This is a genomic window from Pseudomonas sp. BF-B-30 (genome assembly GCF_019956305.1).
GTDB classification, from domain to species: domain Bacteria; phylum Pseudomonadota; class Gammaproteobacteria; order Pseudomonadales; family Pseudomonadaceae; genus Aquipseudomonas; species Aquipseudomonas jessenii.
The window spans coordinates 51,951-72,560 of record NZ_JAHBDG010000077.1 but is presented as its reverse complement, the minus strand read 5'-3'; the positions used below and the strand labels follow the sequence as shown (position 1 = coordinate 72,560).

Here is a 20,610-nt window from a genome sequence, read left to right as displayed (position 1 = left end):
GTTCATTGCACAAAAGGTACAGTTGATGACGAACACCCGCCGCGCCGTTTTCCTCGACCACCCGTCCCTGGACCTCGGCGACCTTGACCTCGACCCGCTGCGCAGTTGTTTCGGCGATTTGCAACTGTTCGCCCAGACCTTGCCCGATCAAGTCATCGAACACCTCAAGGGTGCCACCGTCGCCATCAGCAACAAGATCCTGATCGATGCCGCCGCCATGGCCGCCAGCCCTGATCTCAAGCTGATCCTGATCACCGCCACCGGCACCAACAATGTCGACCTCGCCGCCGCCCGCGCCCACGGGATTACCGTGTGCAACTGCCAGGGCTACGGCACACCGTCGGTGGCGCAGCACACGATCATGCTGCTGCTCAACCTGGCCACGCGCCTGGCCGATTATCAAAAAGCCGTCGGCGAAGGCCGCTGGCAGCAAGCCAAACAATTCTGTTTGCTGGATTACCCGATTGTCGAACTCGAAGGCAAAACCCTTGGTCTTTTGGGCCATGGCGAATTGGGCGGCGCGGTCGCACGGCTGGCTGAAGCCTTCGGTATGCGCGTTGTGCTGGGGCAAATTCCAGGGCGCCCTGCCCGGCCGGACCGCCTGCCACTGGATGAACTGCTACCGCAAGTCGATGCCCTGACCCTGCACTGCCCGCTCAACGAACACACCCGTCACTTCATCGGCGCCCGCGAACTGGCCGCGATGAAACCCGGCGCGTTCGTGGTCAACACCGCCCGCGGAGGCCTGATCGACGAACAGGCGCTGGCCAACGCCTTGCGCAACGGGCATCTGGGCGGCGCCGCCACTGACGTGCTGAGCGTCGAGCCTCCCGTCAACGGCAATCCGCTGCTGGCCCATGACATCCCGCGCCTGATCGTCACCCCGCACAACGCCTGGGGCAGCCGTGAAGCGCGCCAGCGAATCGTTGGCCAAGTGACCGAAAACGCACTGGGATACTTCAGCGGTAAGGCGCTGCGGGTCGTCAGTTGATAAACTGCGGCACTTTTTTTCACAGGAGCAGTTATGGATCCGCGCAGTGAAGTACTGCTTCGTCAGGCCGAGTTATTCCAGGGCTCGGTGTTGTTGGCCGGCTTGCCCGCCGACGACTTGCTGGGCCGTCTGCCCGAAGCTCATGGCTGGTGCTGGCACGCCGGCGATCAGGCCGCGCTGGACGCCCGCTTCGCCGAGCGCAGCCATTTTGGTGTGAATGCTCCCGAGCGCGAGTTCGATACAGCGGTGGTGTTTCTGCCCAAGGCCAAGGACCTGACCGACTACATTCTCAACGCCCTCGCGTCGCGGCTGGCTGGCCGCGAGCTGTACCTGGTCGGCGAGAAAAAAAGCGGCATCGAAGGCGCCGCCAAACAACTCAACCCGTTCGGCAAGCCACGCAAACTCGACAGCGCGCGCCACTGCCAGCTCTGGCTGGTCACCGTGGCCAACGCACCTGAAGCCAAACCGCTGGAAAGCCTGGCGCAGACCTATGAATTGCCGCTGGCCGAAGGCCCGTTGAAGGTCATCAGCCTGCCGGGGGTGTTCAGCCATGGTCGCCTGGATCGCGGCAGCGCGCTGCTGCTGGAACATCTGGACAAACTGCCCAGCGGTCATTTGCTCGATTTCGGCTGCGGTGCAGGGGTCTTGGGCGCGGCAGTGAAACGTCGTTACCCGCATAACCAGGTCACGTTGCTGGATGTGGATGCCTTTGCCGCTGCCAGCAGTCGCCTGACCCTGGCGGCCAATGGTCTGGAAGCCGAGGTGATAACCGGTGACGGCATTGATGCCGCCCCAATGGGTTTGAGTGCGATCCTGAGCAATCCGCCGTTCCATGTCGGCGTGCACACCGACTATTTCGCAACGGAGAATTTGCTGCGAAAAGCGGCCAAACATCTGAAAAACGGTGGCGAACTTCGCTTGGTAGCGAACAGCTTCCTGAAGTATCAACCGTTGATCGAAGAGCATCTTGGTGTGTGCGCGATCAAGGCCGAAGGACAGGGCTTCCGGATCTACCGAGCCAAGCGCGGATAGAACTTCTTTGAAAAAGAAGGCTTGCCGAATGGGTTTTGCAAAGGCAGAATCCGCTCCGTCCTAGGGGAGTAGTCTCCCACGAGCGCCACGCTCGTCCGGCATGCGTCAACATACTTGGTCCTCAGACCATGGCGCATGCGACCCAAGCATCCACATCAGATGGATCGCAGGGTTTGACAAGACCTATGACACGAACACCTTACCCGGGGCGGGGAGGCTGTACGTGTCATAGCCGTGTCGACCCGCCCCTTAGGAAAACCCTGATGCTGGATTCACTACTCGTACCTACCGCAATCGTTGCCTTGGCCGAAATCGGCGACAAGACGCAACTGCTCGCGCTCATTCTCGCTGCCCGTTTCCGCAAGCCCTGGCCGATCATCGCGGGTATCGTCGCCGCGACCCTGGCCAACCATGCGGCCGCCGGTGCAGTGGGCGCCTGGGTCGGCAGTTTCTTCTCGGATACGATGTTGCACTGGATCCTCGCCGCGAGCTTCGCCGCCACGGCGCTGTGGACCCTGGTCCCGGACAAGATGGATGACGACGAAGCCAGCACCGCCCGCAAGTTCGGGCCGTTCCTGACCACGCTGATCGCGTTCTTCCTGGCGGAAATCGGCGACAAGACGCAGATCGCGACCGTGATGCTGGCTGCGCAATATCCAGAATTGTGGCTGGTGATCATCGGCACCACCCTCGGCATGCTGATTGCCAACGTGCCCGTGGTATTGGCCGGTAACTTTGCCGCGGACAAATTGCCGTTGACCCTGATCCGTCGACTGGCGGCATCGGCGTTCTTCATCCTGGCGATTGTCGCGGTGTACAAGGCGATGCAGAGCAGCGGGTGGGTTTGACGCGACAGGTCGTTAGACCGCGTTATCGTTCTTCGTCGGAACGCCGCCCGGAGCAAGCCCGCTCCCACATTGGGTCTCCAGTGCACACAAAGTTTGCAGTCAATGGAGATTTATTGTGGGAGCGGGCTTGCTCGCGAAGAGGCCAGCAGCCTCACCACATGACTATCAGGACTTCTTGGCTTGCTCGTAAAGCGGCATGACCTTCGGAATCGCCGCCTGCAACGCCGCAATACGACTCGACGACGCCGGGTGAGTGCTCAGGAACTCCGGTGGTGAACCTTCCGAGACCTTGCTCATCTTGTTCCACAGGGTGATCGCGGCATTCGGGTTGTAACCGGCGCGGGCGGCCAGTTCCAGGCCGATCAGGTCCGCTTCGTTTTCATTGGCACGGCTGTTGGGCAAGGTCATGCCGTAGTTGGCCACGGTATCGGCCAGGGCCAGGCTGTCCTGCCCCAACCCGAGCAAGGTACCCGCGCCCTGCTTCGCCATTTCGATGCCGTAAGCCTTGGACATCGCTTCACGACCGTGCTCACGCAGGGCGTGGGCGATTTCATGGCCCATGATCGCGGCGATTTCATCGTCGGTCAGTTGCAGTTTGTCGATCAACCCGGTGTAGAAAATGATCTTGCCGCCAGGGCCGCAGTTGGCGTTGAGCTCATCGCTCTTGATCAGGTTGACTTCCCACTTCCACTGGGCCGCGTCCGGACGGAAGTTCGGCGCCTGGGCAATCAGCCGGTCGGCAATCGCCTGAACCCGCCGGGCTTCATTGCTGGTCTTGTCCAGCACACCCTTGCTGGACGCTTCGCCCACTGTTTTCTGATAGGACTGGGCGTACATCTGGTCGACCTGTTGCGAGGACAACATGCTGAACATGTACTGCTTGCGCTCAATGCCTACAGCGCCGCCTTTGGTGGTATTGACCGACTGGCAGCCGGCGAGCAGCAGCGCCGCGCCCAGTGCACTGACAACCAAAATCTTGTTCATCAAAAAACTCCCTGAAAACATGCCGCGTATCCTAGGCGTGGAAATGTATCGACGCCAGATACAATGGACGTAAGACGCACAATTCGGACAAAGCTCTCATCGCCGTAGAAAAAATTCACATACGACGACAACCCGCAGCCCATCACGCCGCTCATTGATTCAATTACGACATCCGGCACGCCAAAACGGTCCTTTCAACTGCCCGCGCTCATGCCCGCCCGTCACCCTGCCGATACACCTGGGCAGATGTCCTTTCGCGTGCGGAGCCCCCATGAAATTCAAGTCGATCCAGTTTTCCGTGGCGGCCCTTGCCGGCGCCATTGTCCTTAGTGTCGTGGCAGCGCTGGTTGTGTACGCACTGTTCTCCGGCGCCCGGACGCAAGACATGGTCCAGGAGCGGACCCAGGCCCAATTCGAGCAAGTCATCGAACAACGCCTGACGTCCCTGGCGCAAACCCAGGTCAGCCAGATCCAGCGCGAACTCGAAGCACCGCTGCTGATTGCCGGCGGACTGGTGCGGGTCAACGCCCTGATCGGCACACCGGGTGCCGATGGCCAGCCTTCACTGAGCCTGAGCCGCGAGCAACTGATCGGCCTGATCAAGGAAAACGTGGTCAAGAACCCGAAAATCCTCGGCACCTACATCGGCTGGGAAAAAGACGCACTGGATCACAACGATGCGGCCTACGTCGGCACCCAGGTGGTCGGCATCGACGCCAGCAACGGGCGCTTCCTGCCCTGGTGGTTCCGCAACGACGACGGCACCCTGGGCCTGGACAAACTGGTGGACGTCGACGACCAGAAAACCCTGTCCACCGGTGTGCGCGCCAGCGAGTACTACCTGTGCTCGAAAGAAACCAAAAAATCCTGCGTGATCGACCCGGCGCCCTATAAGGTGGGCGACAAAATCGTCATGCTCGCCTCCTTTATTGAACCGATCATGCTCAACGGTGCCTTCCAGGGCATCGTCGGCGCCGACCTGTCGGTGAACTTCATCCAGGAAATGCTCCTGGGCGCCAACCAGAAGCTTTACAGCGGCGCCGGGGAAATGGCCCTGATCGGCGGCAATGGCCGGATCGTTGCCTACACCAAGGATTCGAGCAAATTCGGCGAGAAGGTCAGCGACATCCTCGACAGCAAACAGATCGCCAACATGGCCAATCTCAAGCGCGGCGAAGTCACCTATACCGTCGACAAGGCCCAGGGCCGGATCGAGTTGTACCTGCCGTTCGGCATCGGCCAGACCGACGCCCGCTGGACCCTGATGCTGCAGTTGCCGCTGAATGCGGTCATGGCCGACCTGCAAAAGCTCCAGGCCGACCTGGACGCGCAGCGCAAATCCGACACCTTCGGCATGGCGATGGTTGGCCTGGTGATTGCCGGTATCGGCTTGCTGGTGATCTGGCTGGTGGGCCACGGCATCGCCCGCCCGCTCAAGCAGATGGTGGCCATGCTCGACGATATCGCCCAGGGCGAAGGCGACCTGACCCGACGCCTGACCAGCGATCGCGCCGATGAACTGGGCTCGATCGCCAAAGGCTTCAACACTTTCCTGGCCAAGTTGCAGGCGATGATCACCCAAGTGGTGACTTCGGTGCAGAGTGTCAGCGATTCGTCGGAACACACCGCCGACATCGCCATCCGCACCAACACCGGTGTGCACAAGCAAATGGCCGAGATCGATCAAGTGGCCACCGCCGTACAGGAAATGACCGCCACCGCCCAGGACGTCGCGCGCAATGCGACCCAGGCCGCACAGGCCGCCAGCCATGCCGATCAGGCCGCCAGCCAGGGCATGCAGATCGTGCGCGACACCTCGAACTCCATTGGTGCCCTCGCCGTGGAGATCGGCCGGGCCGTCGGCGTGGTGCAAACCCTGGCCAAGGACAGCGAAAACATCAACGCCATCCTCACCGCCATTCGCGGGATCGCCGAGCAGACCAACCTGCTGGCCCTGAACGCAGCCATCGAAGCCGCCCGTGCCGGTGAACAGGGCCGAGGTTTTGCCGTGGTGGCCGACGAGGTGCGTAACCTGGCGCAGAAGACGCAAAAGGCCACCGAAGAAATCCAGACCATGATCCAGCAACTGCAGCAAGGCACCCGGGATGTGGTGCGAGTCATGGAGGACAGCCAGAACCGCACGGACGAAAGCGTACTGCACGCATCGAAGGCCGCCGAAGCACTGGAAACCATTACCCAGGCAGTGTCGGTGATCAACGACATGAACACCCAGATTGCCAGCGCGGCCGAGGAGCAAAGTGCCGTGGCGGACGACATTAACCGCAACGTGATCAACATCGGCCAGGTGGCCAATGAAGTGGCCGGTGGGGCGGATGAGTCGAGTGCGGCCAGTGCGGACTTGACCAAACTGGCTGAGCAGCAGCGGCGGTTGATCAATCAGTTCCGGGTCTGATCCGAAGCCCCCATCGCGAGCAAGCTCGCTCCCACATTGGATCTGTGGCGTCACAAATTCCCTGTGGGAGCGAGCTTGCTCGCGATGGGGCCGGTTCAGCCACCCAATAGCTCAACCCGGAGTAAGGCACTCCGGCCCATTGAGCTTCGGATCATTCACCATATTGGCCAGGACCCGCTCGCGCAATGCGGCAGGCTCACTGGCCAGCAATGCTTGCAAAACATGCAGCGGCGTCTCGGGATCCAGCCACGCGGCCTGCCCCGCCTCATCAAGAATCAACGGCCGCCGCTGGCTCGCTGCCGGCTGGGTAATCACGGCGGTACTCAGCCACACCTGCTCCTGTACCGGATACGCCTCCCAGATCGCCGCAAAAAATAATGACGAGCCCTCCCCTGGTGTCAGCCAATACGGGCGCTTGCGCGTCGTGCCGCGCCATTCGTAGAAACCATTGGCCGGCAACAGGCAGCGGCGCTCGCGCAAAGCCTGGCGAAACATCGGCTGTTCGGCAACGGTTTCGGCGCGGGCGTGGGCCGGGGTGCGGGACAGATCGGTCAGCCAGGGTGGCGTCAGGCCCCAGCGGGCGCGGGCCAGCGTGCGCTGGCCGTCTGGCTCGGCCCGTAGCATCAACACCGAATCATTGGGGGAGATGTTCCACTGCGCCTGCTGGTCGGCGGGAAAACCGGGCAGCGCCGCGAAGGCGGGGTTCCAGCGAAACAGGGCATAACGTCCACACATGGGGCAGCACGACTCTTGATCAAACGAACGCCAGCCTAACAGACCAGCGTGCCGGGGAAGCTGTCCGGTTCATCGCCAGACAGCGGCAGCGCGGCATTGTACGCGGTGATCAGCTCGCGGGCGTATTCGGCCTGGTCGTTATCCACTGCCAAACCCAGCAAACCGAAAATCGGCAACTCACCGGTGGCTCCCACCAGATCGCGCCCCACCAGATGCGCCTCGATGCCCTCGCTGGCGAGCATGCCTTGCAGCAACTCGCCTTCCATCAGGTTTTCCGGGTCGTAGATGCGCTGCATACACGCTCCTCACTCGTTTTCGCTGAACACTTCGAGATGCCATTCCTCTTCATGAACCTGCAACACGAAGGTTATCGGCCGACAGCACACCTGGCAGTCTTCAATATAGGTCTGATCACCACCGGACAGGTCCACGGTAGTCTCTACCTCCTCACCACAATACGGACATTCATATTGCGCAGTTTCCAGCATCGCGGTCTCCCAAGTGACTTGTGCGTATAATCGCCGGTCTATTTGCAGGGCTATTTTTGTCTGGCTACTTTTTCAGACCGTACCCCGCCGGTTTTCGATCAAAACCTTTACTTACCCTAGCCGTTTCTAACAAGAGAGCATGATGGGCGAATTCGATGCCATCCGACCTTACGACGACAGCGAAGTCCCAGCGGTGCTGGACCGGCTGCTCGGCGACAAGGCGTTTCTAGATATCCTCACCCACTTCCGCTTCCCGCGTTTCGCCGGCGCTTTAGGCTGGGCACTCAAACCTCTTATAGCCCATCGGCTGCGCCGTGAGTTTGCCGGCATTACCTCAGTGGCCACGCTGCAGGACAAAGTCGAGGTTTACGTCGACCACACCATTGAGCGTGCCACCGACGGTGTCACCTATACCGGGGTGGAGCAATTCAAGTCCGGCAGCGCCTATCTGTTCATCGCCAACCACCGCGACATCGTGATGGACCCGGCCTTCGTCAACTATGCCGTGTACCACGCCGGCCTGCCGACGCCACGCATCGCCATTGGCGATAACCTGCTGCAAAAGCCTTTCGTCAGCGACCTGATGCGCCTGAACAAGAGCTTCATCGTGCACCGCTCGATCAGCGGACGTCGGGAAAAAATGGCGGCTTATCAGCTGTTGTCGGCGTACATCAATCATTCGATCCGCAACGATTGCGCCTCGATCTGGATCGCCCAGGCCGAAGGCCGCGCCAAGGACGGTGACGACCGTACCGAATCGGCAATCCTCAAGATGTTCCACATGAGCCGCAAGGACGAGCCGTTCGGCGAAGTCATTCAGTCGCTGAACCTGACCCCGGTGTCGATCAGCTACGAGTACGACCCGTGCGATCAGGCCAAGGCCCGCGAGCTTTACATCCGCGCCACCACCGGCAGCTACACCAAGGTGCCAGGTGAGGATGACGTGAGCATCGCCAAGGGCATCACCGGCTACAAGGGCCGGGTGCATGTGAACTTTGCCGCGCCGATCACCGAACTGTACGAAGACACCAAGCAATTGGCGGTCGAGATGGACCGGCAAATCCTCAGCGGATACCGCTTGTTCCCCGTGCACTACCTGGCTTACGCGCAGTGGAAGGACACCGATCCGCAGTTGCAGGTGCCGAAAGCCGCCGAAGTGTTCCCGGCCGAGGAACTGGCCAAGGCCCAGGAAGAATGGCAACGCCGCCTGGACGCCTGCCCTGAAGAGCATCGTCCATTCCTGGTGCTGCAATATGCGACGCCGGTGCGCAATCAGTACCGGGTGAAGGCAGAGTTGCCGCTGTAAGCGGTATCGGCCTGACGGCGCTTTTTGTGGCGAGGGGGCTTGCCCCCGTTGGGCTGCGAAGCGGCCCTAAAACCCAAGAAGGTTTTCCCTCTGACACAGCGTCCCTGTCGAGGTGACGACGGCTTCGCCGCCGAACGGGGGCAAGCCCCCTCGCCACAGGATTTACTTCAGCCTCAGACCTGCGTACTGATCCACGACACCAGCAGCGCCATCCCCATGCAGGCAAAGCCGAAGATGTAGAAAAACCGGTTCTTGCGCAAGGTCGCCCAGTCCAGCGTGGGCTCTACGCTGGGGCTGCTCTGGCGCTGCGCCTGCAAACTGGCCATCGCGCGCAGTTCGCGACGACGGGTGGCGTGCAGCAACCAGCCGCCGGGGAAGGCAAAGAACAAGGCCAGCAGATTGATCAATTTGGCGGGATGGGCGGTAAACAGCGTCATCAAGTGCAGCGACATCACAAACCTCAAGTAAAACAGGTGGCAGGTGCCGGACCGGCGACCGCGGCGCGGATTCTACCGAAAGCCTGCGCGCCTGCCCTCTGTTTCCGACAAGTAACGAAGCTTTTGATCAATAGCTGTCCTGAGTCACGGCTTCGTCATCTGTATCGGCGAACATGCGCGCCTCGAAACCGACACGGATCACGTCATGCTCCACGCCGAAAACCAGGATCGTCTTTACCTCATCACCCCCAGCGAAGAACAACAAGCCCTCGTCGGCAGCCTCGCCTTCAACGTTCAGGACCGCCACTGGCTGGTGTATTGCGCACTCGGCGGCCACCAGCATGCGGATTTGCCGGAGGCGGATTTGCTGACGGGCGTCAGCGTGCTGGATTTTTACTCGCAAGCCGCCTGACACCACCATTCCCCCTGTGGGAGCGGGCTTGCTCGCGAAAGCGGTGTGTCAGTCAATATCAATGCTGCCTGACACTACGCCTTCGCGAGCAAGCCCGCTCCCACAATGGGTCGGTGTGCATCCGCAAAAAGTCAGCAGTCATGAAAAAGCCCGGGACCATCGCTGGCACCGGGCTTTTTCGCATCCAGCGAAGCTTACTCGCCGAGAATCTGACCCACGGTCGGGTCCTTGAACAGGCGGGTCAACGCATCGCTCAACACATCGCTGACCAGCTTGGTGTTGGTTTCCTGGTTCGGCGCCATACCGAAGCGCTGGTCCAGGGACGAGCCATAACGGCCGCTGTAGCGACGGTTGGCATTCTGTACATCTGAGCGGAAGGTCGCGCCGATGGTGGCTTCGGTCACGTACATGCCTTCCTTGGGTGACTGGTACTTCAACTCCGCCAGGGTCACGGTCAGTTGCGGGGCATTCATGGCGTTGTTCGTCGGGGTAAAGCCCAACAGACGCACGGCGGCTTCAGCCTGGGCCTGCAGCTTCGGCAGGATCTGCGCGCCCTGCACGGTGATCGCGCTGGTCTCCGGGTACAGACCACCACGGGTGCCCAGCGTCGGCGACGGGCGACCGTCCACTACACGCACCACGACGGGCTGGCCATGGCCGACCGGGGCCAACTGGGCGGTCAGCTTGGGTTCCGGGCTCAGTTGTTGCGGGCTGTGGGCGCAGCCAACCAGGGTCAAACTGGTCACAGTGATCAAACCGAACAACAGGCGTTGCAACATGCTCTTCTCTCCAGAATCAGGCACAAACAAGCCGGCAGTATAGCGGTGCGCCACTGCGGGTAACCAGCACCTCACAGTGTTTGATGAAATCTCTGACAAGCCCTTGGCAACGCGGTTCCTGTCATGCAGATGTCACCCCCCATACACTTGCACGTAATGGCCTGCAGGCAATCTTCTCGGCAGACACCCAAACGGTATATCGCCATGCGCCATCTGATCTCTCTGTTCGCGCCACGTCCACTGCATCGCTGCTTCGCCCTGCTCGACCGCAACGGCCGCTGCCAAGCCTTCAAACAGTGCAGCCTCCAGCCCATGGGCGATGGCTGGGTTGAAATCGAAGAGATCCGCCTGAACTGGCTGAATCAGCCGCTGCCTGCCGGTGCCCGCGTCGTTTCGCAGCAGCACCGGCCACGCTCGCGTGCACAGCAAATGATGACGACCTGACCAAACACCTAATAAAAGTCATTAAACACGACCATTTCCCTGCGTTTCTTAGATACAATCTCCCCCCGATTATAAGGACGTCTCCTGATCGGGCCTCGCAGCATAGTCAATGCGCTTGTATTGACACCCCCGCACCGCCCACAGAGAGCCGCCCACACAGATCGAGTGAAGCTGGCGCGCTTGCTGTTTTGTTGAGCAAAACCTCCACTTTTCGCGAATCTGCAGAGCTGTCATTACGCTCGGTCACTGAGCTGTTTGCCCGTTTTGCCTGCCCTGTATCCCATGGCGGCAATCCATCCGGGCACGGTGCCAGGCTGGGACAGCCCTTTTTGAGGTTCACGTCTTCAAAAGAGCGTGAAAAAAACGGGTTTTCACAACTTCACAAGAGTGTGGCGAGCAAATGAATAGTTTTGCGTCTGAACATGCACCATTAGCGTCTACAACAGCCCAACGACACAGGACCGAGTATTCCTCGAACACCGGAGCCTGAAGCCTGTCCGCTACGGATTTGGTTGCACAAACGGATGTATCGACCATAAGTCGAATTGCCTCCCGCGCGCTGAAATGAGTTCATATGGCTCATTAGGCCTGGCAGGTAGCGTCCGTCGAAGTTGCGATAAATTGCGAAGATTCGGACATGGCGATCCTGCCATGGGTACCTGGGGCAACACTGACACGCCCCGTCACTCCTGGCAGCCATGCCGACAATTTGGTGCTGCAGATTTTGGAGACGCGTTAAATGGCGCATAACGAAGCAGTCGACGTAGTACTGGTTGGGGCCGGCATCATGAGTGCCACCCTTGCAGTACTGCTCAAAGAGCTCGACCCCGCGATCAAGCTGGAAGTCGTCGAGCTGATGGATTCCGGTGCCGCGGAGAGTTCCAACCCGTGGAACAACGCCGGTACCGGTCACGCCGGGCTGTGTGAGCTCAACTACACGCCGCAGGCCGCCGATGGCGCCGTCGACATCAAGAAAGCCGTGCACATCAACACCCAGTTCGAGGTGTCGAAGCAATTCTGGTCGTACCTGACCAAAAAAGGCACGTTCGGCTCGTGCAAATCGTTTATCAGCCCGGTGCCACACCTGAGTTTCGTGCAGGGCGACAGCGGCGTGTCCTTCCTCAAGGAACGCTTCAAGGTGCTGAGCAAGCACCACGCCTTCGCCGACATGGAGTACACCGAAGACAAGGCCAAAATGGCCGAGTGGATGCCGCTGATGATGCCTGGTCGCGATCCTGGCGAAACCCTCGCCGCGACCCGCGTGATCAATGGCACCGACGTCAACTTCGGCGCCCTGACCAACCAGTTGCTCAAGCACCTGACCAGCGCACCCGATGCCCAGGTCAAGTACTGCAAGCGCGTGACCGGCCTCAAGCGCAGCAACGGCGGCTGGACTGTCAGCATCAAGGACGTCAACAGCGGCAACACCCGTGAAGTCGACGCCAAGTTCGTTTTCCTCGGCGCGGGCGGTGCGGCATTGCCGCTGCTGCAGGCCTCGGGCATCGAAGAGAGCAAAGGCTTCGGCGGCTTCCCGATCAGCGGCCAATGGCTGCGTTGCGACAACCCGGAAGTGGTCAAGCACCACCAGGCCAAGGTCTACAGCCAGGCTGCCGTGGGTTCGCCACCAATGTCCGTGCCGCACCTGGACACCCGCGTCGTTGAAGGCAAGAAATCCCTGCTGTTCGGACCGTACGCCGGCTTCACCACCAAGTTCCTCAAGCACGGCTCCTTCATGGACCTGCCGATGTCGGTTCGCGCCGGCAACATCGGGCCGATGCTGTCCGTGGCAAAAAACAACATGGACCTGACCAAGTACCTGGTCAGCGAAGTGATGCAGTCGATGGAGCAGCGCCTGGAGTCCCTGCGTCGCTTCTACCCTGAGGCGAAAGCTGAAGACTGGCGCCTGGAAGTGGCCGGTCAACGGGTGCAGATCATCAAGAAAGACCCGAAGAAAGGCGGCGTCCTGCAATTCGGTACCGAACTGGTCGCGGCCAAGGACGGTTCCCTGGCGGCACTGCTCGGCGCTTCGCCAGGTGCCTCGGTGACCGTTTCGATCATGCTTGAGCTGATCGAAAAATGCTTCCCGGGCAAAGCCAAGGGCGAATGGGCCACCAAACTGGCCGAAATTTTCCCGGCCCGGGAAAAGGTCCTGGAAACCGACGCTGCGCTGTATCGCAAGATCAACACGCAGAACAACGTTGCCCTGGAACTGGTTGAAGCCAGCAGCGAGACCGAAAGCTACGCTTGATTCGGCCTTATAAAAAACGCCCCGTTCTCACTGAGAGCGGGGCGTTTTTTATGGCTGAAATTTACTCAGCCGCGAGCTTTTTCAATCAGTTCAATGTAGTCCGGCGCGTTGCGCTGATCCTTGATCAGGGCGACGAAGTCATTGCCGTGCTCATCCTTGCCATTCACGTCGTAACCCGCTTCGACGAAGAACGTCAGGAAACGCTCGAAATCGTCGATGCGCAGGCCACGGTAGGCCTTGACCAGTTTGTGCAGGGACGGAGAAGTCGCGTCGACCGGTTCGAAATCGAGGAACAACTTGATCTGCTCATCACCGATCTCGTCACCAATCACTTGTTTTTTATCTTTACGCATTGCCGACTCCAGCTCGCAGACATTTCACGGGGCGGGCAGTTTACCCCTGCGCGGGCTCAAGGCTCAACGCGCACGAGTGCTGCCGGTGTGCAGATCAGCCCAGACATGGCCATTGGCGTAGCTGAGAAACTGGCAATACACCGTGTCGTTGCGCAACAAGTCGATCACCACCCGGTATTGAGCGAGCGGGTAATAGAGGGTCAGGGTTTTGCTCTTATCGTCGTAGACCGGCTTCTTCAGGCTTTTGCTTTCACCATCGAAGTTGACCAGCACCTGACTGATGGTGGCGCCCTTGTTCAGGGATTTGCCCTTGAGCCGAATCATCAGCGGCGAAGTGACCGGAATCGGCTGTTGATTGGATTGACGCTGAGCGCCGACCACCACCGAATAATCGGTGACCTGCATCAGTTGCTGCTGCTCGGGATCGGCATCACGCAGCGTGAGATCGTCCGGCGGCAGGAATTGACTGTGCATGAGCGCCGGCGCGGCGGCCAGTGGCAGGCTGAGGGTCAGCAACAGGGCGGCGCAACTGCGGATCAAAGGGCTCATGACAGGCTCCGGAGGGCGGGTGTAGGAGCGAGCTTGCTCGCGATGGTCGTCAACGATAACGCTGGGAGCCTGATACCCCGCGGCGCTCCTGCGTCCATCGTCGGAACGCCGCCCGGAGCCGGCTCGCTCCTACAGGGTGCAAAATCAATCAGTCGAACTGCGCGCGCATCCAGGCCTGATACTCGGCAACACCCGGCTCGCCTTCGCGCGGCGCCCAATGCGCCAGCTCACCCTCTCCGACCGGGCGGTAAGGACCGGCCTTACATTCGAACATCAGGCTGTCGGCCTCCAGCACCACCAAACCGTGGAACACACCGGTTGGCAGGTCCACGCCAACACAGTCCCCACCGGCCTGCAGCACGGTCTTGCTCAACACCGCACCGGCCTCGTCAAAGATCAACACACCCAGCCGCCCCTTGAGGACCAACAGGGTTTCGGCCTTGTTGTCGCCCAAATGCCGATGAGGCGGGATATACGTGGACGGCTGCAGCCCCACCGCCATGCGATGACAGGCGTCTTCCATCTGATGGAAATTGTGGTGCTGGCGCCCACGAGGATTGGCCGCGGCTTTCCCGGCCAGCTCGGCGAACAAGGTCTGATCCAGAAAGCGAGGCGTATCCATGTCTTACATTCCTTTAACGGCGAAAATCCCGTTGGCGTTACGCCAGTAGCCTTTGTAGTCCATGCCGTAACCGAAGATGTAGCGGTCGATGCACGGCAGACCGACGAAATCGGCCTTGAGGTCCGGACGGGCCTTGCGGTCGTGGTCTTTGTCGATCAGCACGGCAGTGTGCACTTTACGTGCGCCAGCGTGTTTGCAGAAGTCGATGATCGCGCCCAGGGTGTGCCCCTCATCGAGGATGTCGTCGATGATCAGCACATCACGGTCGATGAAGGATACTTCCGGCTTGGCTTTCCAGAACAGGTCGCCGCCGCTGGTTTCGTTGCGATAGCGGGTGGCGTGCAGGTAGGACGCTTCCAGCGGGAACTGCAGATAGGTCAGCAGCTTGCCGGAGAAAATCAGCCCGCCGTTCATCACGCAGAACACCACCGGATTGCTGTCGGCCATTTGTTCGTTGATTTGTGCACCGACGCGGGCGATGGCCGCCTCGACTTCAGCTTCGGTGTACAGGCAGTCAGCCTCTCGCATGATTTGACGGATATGCTCGAGATCAGCAGACATGGTGCTCTCCAAAGGGGTGGCGGAATCAGGAAAAGCGGGCAAAGGTACGCATCAAGCGAGGCCAGATCAAGCGTTTGTGGACTAACGTACTGTATGTCTATAGGACAACACCCTCGGATAGATTAATCTAGGCCGGTTTTTTTGCCCGCCGCCGGAGCCTTTCCCCATGCCCATCCATGAGATCCGCCACCCGCTGATCCGTCATAAACTTGGCCTTATGCGCCGCGCAGACATCAGCACCAAGAATTTCCGTGAGCTCGCTCAGGAAGTCGGCGCGCTGCTGACCTATGAAGCCACCAAAGACCTGCCGCTGGAATCCTACGATATCGAAGGCTGGTGCGGCACAGTGTCGGTCGAGAAAATCGCCGGCAAGAAGATAACCGTCGTACCGATCCTGCGCGCCGGCATCGGCATGCTTGAGGGCGTGCTCAGCCTGATCCCGGGCGCCAAGGTCAGCGCCGTGGGCGTTGCCCGCAACGAAGAAACCCTGCAGGCCCACACCTACCTGGAAAAACTGGTTCCGGAAATCGACGAACGCCTGGCGATGATCATCGACCCGATGCTCGCCACCGGCAGCTCCATGGTTGCCACCATCGACCTGCTGAAAAAGGCCGGCTGCCGGGACATCCGCGCCATGGTGCTGGTTGCCGCCCCGGAAGGCATCGCCGCCGTAGAGAAAGCTCACCCGGACGTGATCATCTACACCGCTTCCATTGATCAAAAACTGAACGAACACGGCTACATCATCCCAGGGCTGGGCGATGCCGGTGACAAGATCTTCGGCACCAAGCAGAAGGACGCGTGAGCATGCAGCAAGAGTTCAACGATCCGCTCTGGCGCACGGTGCTGTCGGGTGCACAGATGCTGTTCGTGGCCTTTGGCGCCCTGGTGTTGATGCCGCTGATTACCGGTCTCGACCCGAACGTGGCGCTGTTCACGGCCGGCCTGGGGACGATCCTGTTCCAGATCGTCACCGGGCGTCAGGTGCCGGTGTTCCTGGCATCGAGCTTTGCCTTCATCACCCCGATCATTCTCGCCAAGGGCCAGTTCGGCCTGGCCGCGACCATGGGCGGCGTGATGGCGGCAGGTTTCGTCTACACCTTCCTCGGCCTCGCGGTGAAGATCAAAGGCACCGGCTTCATCGACCGCCTGCTGCCGCCGGTGGTGATCGGGCCGGTGATCATTTCGATCGGCCTGGCCATGGCGCCGATTGCCGCCAACATGGCCATGGGCAAGGCCGGCGACGGCAGTGAGTTGATTCATTACCAGACGGCAATGATGATTTCGATGCCCGCACTGCTGACCACACTGATCGTCGCGGTTTTCGGCAAGGGCATCTTTCGCCTGGTGCCGATCATCTCCGGCGTGCTGGTGGGTTTTGGCATGGCGTTCTACTTCGGAGTGGTCGACACCGCGAAGATTGCGGCGGCACCGTGGTTCGCCATCCCGCACTTCACCGCACCGGAATTCAACTGGCAGGCGATTCTGTTCATCGTTCCGGTGGCCCTGGCCCCGGCCATCGAACACATCGGCGGCGTGATTGCCGTGGGTAGCGTGACCGGTCGCGATTACCTGAAGAAGCCCGGCCTGCACCGCACCCTGCTCGGCGACGGCATCGCCACCACGGCGGCCGGTCTGTTCGGCGGCCCGCCCAACACCACCTACGCCGAAGTGACCGGCGCAGTCATGCTGACCAAGAACTACAACCCGAAAATCATGACCTGGGCGGCGATCTTCGCCATCAGCCTGGCGTTCATCGGTAAATTCGGCGCACTGCTGCAAAGCATTCCGGTGCCGGTGATGGGCGGGATTCTGTGCCTGTTGTTCGGTTCGATTGCGGCGGTGGGGATGAATACGCTGATCCGCCACAAGATCGATCTGGGCGAGGCGCGCAATCTGGTGATTGTTTCGGTGACCCTGGTGTTCGGGATCGGCGGCGTGCTGATCGGCACCGGCACCGGGCCGGACGATTTCGGCCTCAAGGGTATCGCGCTGTGCGCGGTGGTGGCGATCGGCTTGAACCTGATCCTGCCGGGCAATGACAGCTGGAAGCACAAGAAGGCGAATGAACCGCTGATCTAAGCAGACTTGGATTCTTCGCTGACTGAAAGACCCACTTCGCGAGCAAGCCCGCTCCCACAGGTTAATCACCGACCCTGTGGGAGCGGGCTTGCTCGCGAAGCTTTTAAAGCGCCAGAGGCGCGCGCTCGCACAACACACTCAACGCCCGCGCCCAATGCGGGTCATCGTTGAGGCACGGCACCAGCACCAGATCCTCTCCCCCTGCTGCGCGGAATTGCTCCTTGCCGCGATCACCGATCTCTTCCAGGGTCTCGATGCAATCGGCTACGAACGCCGGGCACATCACCAGAATCTTTTTCACGCCGCTTTTGGCCAACTCATCGAGGCGCGCTTCGGTGTAGGGTTCGATCCATTTGGCGCGCCCCAGCCGCGACTGAAACGACACCGACCACTTGCCCTCCGGCAATCCCATGCGCTTGGCAAACTCTGCCGCCGTACGCAGGCATTGGCCTCGATAACAGGTGGCGACCACCTCCGGCGGCGCACCGGCGCAGCAATCACCGCCACCCTCGAAGCTGTGACCGGGGTTGAGCTTCTTCAGATGCCGTTCCGGCAAGCCATGAAAGCTCATCAGCAAGTGATCGAAATCCTGCTGCAAATGCGGCCGGGTCGTGGCCACCAGCGCATCGAGGTATTCCGGTTGGTCGTAGAACGGCTGGAGTACCGACAACTGCACGTCGAGGTTTTTCTCGCGTACCACGCGCCGGGCCTCTTCTATGACCGTAGTCGTGGTGCTGTCGGCGAACTGTGGATAAAGCGGCGCCAGGGTGATTCGCTTGTGCCCCGCCGCGACCAGGCGCACCAGCGTCGATTCGATCGACGGCTCGCCGTAACGCATCGCCAATTCGACCGGGCCGTGTTGCCACTGACTGGTCATCGCTTGTTGCAGGCGACGGCTGAGCACCACCAGCGGCGAGCCCTCGTCCCACCAGATCGAGGCATAAGCATGGGCCGACTGCTCGGGACGCTTGATCAGGATCAGCGACACCAGCAGCCGTCGAACCGGCCATGGCAGGTCGATCACGTACGGGTCCATCAGAAATTGATTGAGGTAGCTGCGCACATCCGCCACCGAGGTGGAGGCAGGTGAACCCAGGTTGACCAGAAGCAACGCGTGATCGGTCATGCAACGTCCTATTTCAAAGGCGACTGGACAGATCGTCCAAAGCCGCGCGCAAATCCGTGAACTTAAAAGTGAAACCAGCCTGTAACAAACGCACTGGAGTCGCGCGCTGGCCGCCCAGCAACAACGAAGACAATTCGCCCAGGCCTACTTTCAAGGCAAGGGTCGGCATCGGCATGAACGCCGGGCGATGCAGCACGCTACCCAGTGTTTTGGCAAACTCGCGATTACGCACGGGTTCGGGCGCGCACGCATTATAGGGACCGCTGGCCTCGTTGCGATGCAGAAGAAAATCAATCAGGGCGATTTGATCGTCGATATGAATCCACGGCATCCACTGCCGGCCGTTGCCGATCGGCCCTCCCAGGCCCAGTTTGAACGGCAGTAACAGCCGCGACAAAAAGCCGCCCTCTGCCGACAGCACCAACCCGGTTCGAATAAAGATGACGCGAATGCCCAGCACCTCAGCTCGCTGTGCGGTCTCTTCCCAGGCGACACATAACTGACTGGCAAAATCATCGATGACCGGTGGCGACTCTTCGGTCAACTCACGTTCGCCACCATCGCCATACCAACCGATTGCAGAACCGGAGATCAGCACCTGCGGTTTCTGTGCGCGGCTTTCAAGCCAGGCCAGAAGGGTTTCGGTCAGCGTGATGCGGCTACTCCACAACAGGGCTTTGCGTTTGTGCGTCCAGAGTCGGTCGGCAATCGGTGCCCCGGCAAGATTGATAATCGCATCGACAGGTTCTTGCCCCAGATCCTCCAGCCGTGCAACTCCACGCACTTGGGCACCACATATTTTCGCGACATTTTCAGGTTGGCGACTCCAGACCGTCAGGCGATATCCCTGACCCGACCAGTGCCGGCAAAGCTGACGTCCTATCAAACCAGTACCGCCGGTCAGCAATATGTGCATGACTTCTTCCTCGCGTGGCGTTTTACCTTGTCCATTAGTCTATTTTTATAAGCAGGGATCTTTGGTATCGAGCAGGCTCTATGTTTAACAATAGGCCAAGCTGTCAGATCGAGAACGCTAAAAGTTATACCAAAAAACAATATTGTACAGGTTTGAACCCCGGCGTAGTCTGTACAGAAAGGTAAACGAGGCCCCTATGACTGTACCTATCGCAATCATCGGCACCGGCATTGCCGGACTCTCCGCCGCCCAGGCCCTGACGGACCTCGGGCACGTGGTCCAACTGTTCGATAAAAGTCGCGGCAGCGGCGGGCGCATGTCGAGCAAGCGCAGCGATGCGGGTGCTCTGGACATGGGCGCGCAGTATTTCACTGCCCGCGACCGGCGTTTTGTCAACGAAGTCCAGCGCTGGCAAGCCAAGGGCTGGGTCGCCGAGTGGACGCCGCAGCTGTACACCTACCATGGCGGCCAACTCAACCTGTCGCCGGACGAGCAGACCCGCTGGGTCGGCACGCCTCGCATGAGCGCCATCACCCGCGCCCTGCTCGGTGACCTCGAAGTGCATTTCGCCTGCCGGATCACCGAGGTCTATCGCGGTGAAGAACACTGGCACCTGCAGGACGCCGAAGGCTTCACCCACGGACCGTTCAGCCATGTGGTCATCGCCACGCCGGCCCCACAGGCCACGGCTCTGCTGGCATCTGCGCCGAAACTCGCCGGGGCCGCCGCCGGGGTGAAAATGGACCCGACCTGGGCCATCGCCCTGGCCTTCGAAACGCCGCTGGAAACGCCCATGGAAGGCTGCTTCGTACAGGACAGCCCCCTCGACTGGCTGGCCCGAAACCGCAGTAAACCCGGACGCGACAACACCCTCGACACCTGGGTCTTGCATGCCACCAGCGCCTGGAGTCGCCAGCACATCGACCTGTCCAAGGAAGCGGTGATCGAACAGTTGCACGGCGCATTTGCCGAACTGCTGCACGATTCAATGCCCGCGCCGAGCTTCAGCCTCGCCCACCGCTGGCTCTACGCCCGCCCCGCCAGCAGTCACGAATGGGGCACCCTGGCCGATGCCGACCTGGGGCTGTACGCCTGTGGCGACTGGTGCCTGTCCGGACGCGTCGAAGGGGCCTGGCTCAGCGGTCAGGAGGCCGCCCGCCGCTTGCATGAGCACCTGCAGTAAAGAGCATCAACCCGAGCAAATCGCTGCTGTCGCCCTGACAGCAGCCCGTCAAAAACCTATACAAATAATTTGACTTGTACAACTTCGAATCTATGATGAAG

The 20,610-nt window shown here is 60.4% G+C and carries 23 protein-coding genes, 1 pseudogene and 1 riboswitch; of the genes and pseudogenes, 12 read left to right on the top strand and 12 right to left on the bottom strand.

Translation table 11 applies throughout. From position 1 onward, the window contains the following. Positions 1-25: 25 nt before the first annotated feature. From KGB29_RS26280 to KGB29_RS26270, 3 genes are all read left to right on the top strand, one after another. The gene (locus tag KGB29_RS26280; protein ID WP_057713340.1) at positions 26-991 is read left to right on the top strand and encodes a 2-hydroxyacid dehydrogenase; all 966 of its coding nucleotides are present in this window, start codon (positions 26-28) and stop codon (positions 989-991) included. A gap of 33 nt (positions 992-1,024) precedes the next feature. Further along, complete coding sequence (locus KGB29_RS26275; protein ID WP_008045980.1) at positions 1,025-2,023, top strand: class I SAM-dependent methyltransferase; 999 nt, start codon at positions 1,025-1,027, stop codon at positions 2,021-2,023. Positions 2,024-2,074: 51 nt separating this feature from the next. Then, positions 2,075-2,197, top strand: a riboswitch (yybP-ykoY riboswitch). Between the two features lie 89 nt (positions 2,198-2,286). Next, positions 2,287-2,871, top strand: coding sequence for a TMEM165/GDT1 family protein (locus tag KGB29_RS26270; RefSeq protein ID WP_008016665.1), 585 nt, complete (start codon positions 2,287-2,289; stop codon positions 2,869-2,871). A gap of 165 nt (positions 2,872-3,036) precedes the next feature. Here the strand turns inward: KGB29_RS26270 and KGB29_RS26265 are convergent, their stop codons facing one another. Then, entirely contained in the window at positions 3,037-3,855 is an 819-nt protein-coding gene (locus KGB29_RS26265; RefSeq protein WP_150815207.1) for a M48 family metallopeptidase, read from the bottom strand. 271 nt (positions 3,856-4,126) lie between these two features. Between KGB29_RS26265 and KGB29_RS29055 the strand changes: the two are divergent. Both KGB29_RS29055 and KGB29_RS29050 read left to right on the top strand, forming a co-directional pair. After that, positions 4,127-5,413 (top strand): annotated as a pseudogene (locus KGB29_RS29055) (HAMP domain-containing protein); the annotation flags it as partial. Between the two features lie 12 nt (positions 5,414-5,425). Next, positions 5,426-6,268: a methyl-accepting chemotaxis protein gene (locus KGB29_RS29050; RefSeq protein ID WP_371318439.1), complete on the top strand. Its 843-nt coding sequence runs from the start codon at positions 5,426-5,428 to the stop codon at positions 6,266-6,268. A gap of 111 nt (positions 6,269-6,379) precedes the next feature. Here KGB29_RS29050 and KGB29_RS26255 read toward each other — a convergent pair whose 3' ends face one another. Genes KGB29_RS26255 through KGB29_RS26245 form a run of 3 tightly spaced genes read right to left on the bottom strand, consistent with a single transcriptional unit; the run spans position 6,380 to position 7,491 of the window. Further along, positions 6,380-7,003 carry an SOS response-associated peptidase gene (locus KGB29_RS26255; RefSeq protein ID WP_150756218.1) on the bottom strand — a complete coding sequence of 208 codons (624 nt, stop codon included), beginning with the start codon at positions 7,001-7,003 and terminating at the stop codon, positions 6,380-6,382. A 35-nt stretch (positions 7,004-7,038) separates the two neighbouring features. Then, on the bottom strand, positions 7,039-7,299 hold the full coding sequence (locus KGB29_RS26250) for a putative signal transducing protein (RefSeq protein ID WP_057713336.1): 261 nt from the start codon (positions 7,297-7,299) through the stop codon (positions 7,039-7,041). Positions 7,300-7,308: 9 nt separating this feature from the next. Further along, positions 7,309-7,491, bottom strand: a complete 183-nt coding sequence (locus tag KGB29_RS26245; RefSeq protein ID WP_108214886.1) for a CPXCG motif-containing cysteine-rich protein — start codon at positions 7,489-7,491, stop codon at positions 7,309-7,311. A gap of 139 nt (positions 7,492-7,630) precedes the next feature. On the opposite strand from KGB29_RS26245, the gene KGB29_RS26240 reads away from it, so the two are divergent. Further along, positions 7,631-8,797 (top strand): 1-acyl-sn-glycerol-3-phosphate acyltransferase, encoded by a 1,167-nt coding sequence (locus KGB29_RS26240; protein WP_150815209.1) that lies wholly within the window; start codon positions 7,631-7,633, stop codon positions 8,795-8,797. Positions 8,798-8,970: 173 nt separating this feature from the next. Here the strand turns inward: KGB29_RS26240 and KGB29_RS26235 are convergent, their stop codons facing one another. Next, a complete protein-coding gene (locus KGB29_RS26235) occupies positions 8,971-9,249 on the bottom strand; it encodes a hypothetical protein (protein WP_057713334.1) in 279 nt (92 codons plus the stop codon). Positions 9,250-9,439: 190 nt separating this feature from the next. On the opposite strand from KGB29_RS26235, the gene KGB29_RS26230 reads away from it, so the two are divergent. Beyond that, entirely contained in the window at positions 9,440-9,646 is a 207-nt protein-coding gene (locus tag KGB29_RS26230; RefSeq protein ID WP_033052291.1) for a hypothetical protein, read from the top strand. 194 nt (positions 9,647-9,840) lie between these two features. Here the strand turns inward: KGB29_RS26230 and KGB29_RS26225 are convergent, their stop codons facing one another. Next, positions 9,841-10,425, bottom strand: a complete 585-nt coding sequence (locus KGB29_RS26225; RefSeq protein WP_007973847.1) for a YajG family lipoprotein — start codon at positions 10,423-10,425, stop codon at positions 9,841-9,843. Between the two features lie 204 nt (positions 10,426-10,629). Here KGB29_RS26225 and KGB29_RS26220 point away from each other — a divergent pair, with 204 nt between their 5' ends. Continuing rightward, entirely contained in the window at positions 10,630-10,869 is a 240-nt protein-coding gene (locus KGB29_RS26220) for a hypothetical protein (RefSeq protein ID WP_057713332.1), read from the top strand. A 739-nt stretch (positions 10,870-11,608) separates the two neighbouring features. Continuing rightward, complete coding sequence (mqo, locus tag KGB29_RS26215; protein ID WP_057713331.1) at positions 11,609-13,117, top strand: malate dehydrogenase (quinone); 1,509 nt, start codon at positions 11,609-11,611, stop codon at positions 13,115-13,117. A gap of 65 nt (positions 13,118-13,182) precedes the next feature. On the opposite strand, the gene KGB29_RS26210 is transcribed toward mqo, so the two are convergent. From KGB29_RS26210 to KGB29_RS26195, 4 genes are all read right to left on the bottom strand, one after another. Continuing rightward, positions 13,183-13,470 (bottom strand): PA4642 family protein, encoded by a 288-nt coding sequence (locus KGB29_RS26210; RefSeq protein WP_015096805.1) that lies wholly within the window; start codon positions 13,468-13,470, stop codon positions 13,183-13,185. Positions 13,471-13,533: 63 nt separating this feature from the next. After that, a complete protein-coding gene (locus KGB29_RS26205; protein WP_150814914.1) occupies positions 13,534-14,019 on the bottom strand; it encodes a hypothetical protein in 486 nt (161 codons plus the stop codon). A 148-nt stretch (positions 14,020-14,167) separates the two neighbouring features. Further along, entirely contained in the window at positions 14,168-14,641 is a 474-nt protein-coding gene (locus KGB29_RS26200; RefSeq protein ID WP_057713329.1) for a WbuC family cupin fold metalloprotein, read from the bottom strand. Between the two features lie 3 nt (positions 14,642-14,644). Next, a complete protein-coding gene (locus tag KGB29_RS26195; RefSeq protein WP_007981338.1) occupies positions 14,645-15,202 on the bottom strand; it encodes a hypoxanthine-guanine phosphoribosyltransferase in 558 nt (185 codons plus the stop codon). A gap of 166 nt (positions 15,203-15,368) precedes the next feature. Here KGB29_RS26195 and upp point away from each other — a divergent pair, with 166 nt between their 5' ends. Further along, on the top strand, positions 15,369-16,007 hold the full coding sequence (gene upp / locus KGB29_RS26190) for a uracil phosphoribosyltransferase (RefSeq protein ID WP_053159679.1): 639 nt from the start codon (positions 15,369-15,371) through the stop codon (positions 16,005-16,007). Between the two features lie 2 nt (positions 16,008-16,009). Continuing rightward, positions 16,010-17,284, top strand: a complete 1,275-nt coding sequence (locus KGB29_RS26185) for a uracil-xanthine permease family protein (RefSeq protein WP_057713328.1) — start codon at positions 16,010-16,012, stop codon at positions 17,282-17,284. A 103-nt stretch (positions 17,285-17,387) separates the two neighbouring features. Here KGB29_RS26185 and hemH read toward each other — a convergent pair whose 3' ends face one another. Next, complete coding sequence (gene hemH / locus KGB29_RS26180; protein ID WP_150814913.1) at positions 17,388-18,410, bottom strand: ferrochelatase; 1,023 nt, start codon at positions 18,408-18,410, stop codon at positions 17,388-17,390. Positions 18,411-18,423: 13 nt separating this feature from the next. Beyond that, positions 18,424-19,326, bottom strand: a complete 903-nt coding sequence (locus tag KGB29_RS26175; RefSeq protein WP_150814912.1) for a TIGR01777 family oxidoreductase — start codon at positions 19,324-19,326, stop codon at positions 18,424-18,426. A gap of 196 nt (positions 19,327-19,522) precedes the next feature. Here KGB29_RS26175 and KGB29_RS26170 point away from each other — a divergent pair, with 196 nt between their 5' ends. Beyond that, positions 19,523-20,509, top strand: coding sequence for an NAD(P)/FAD-dependent oxidoreductase (locus KGB29_RS26170; protein ID WP_057713325.1), 987 nt, complete (start codon positions 19,523-19,525; stop codon positions 20,507-20,509). Positions 20,510-20,610 lie beyond the last annotated feature (101 nt).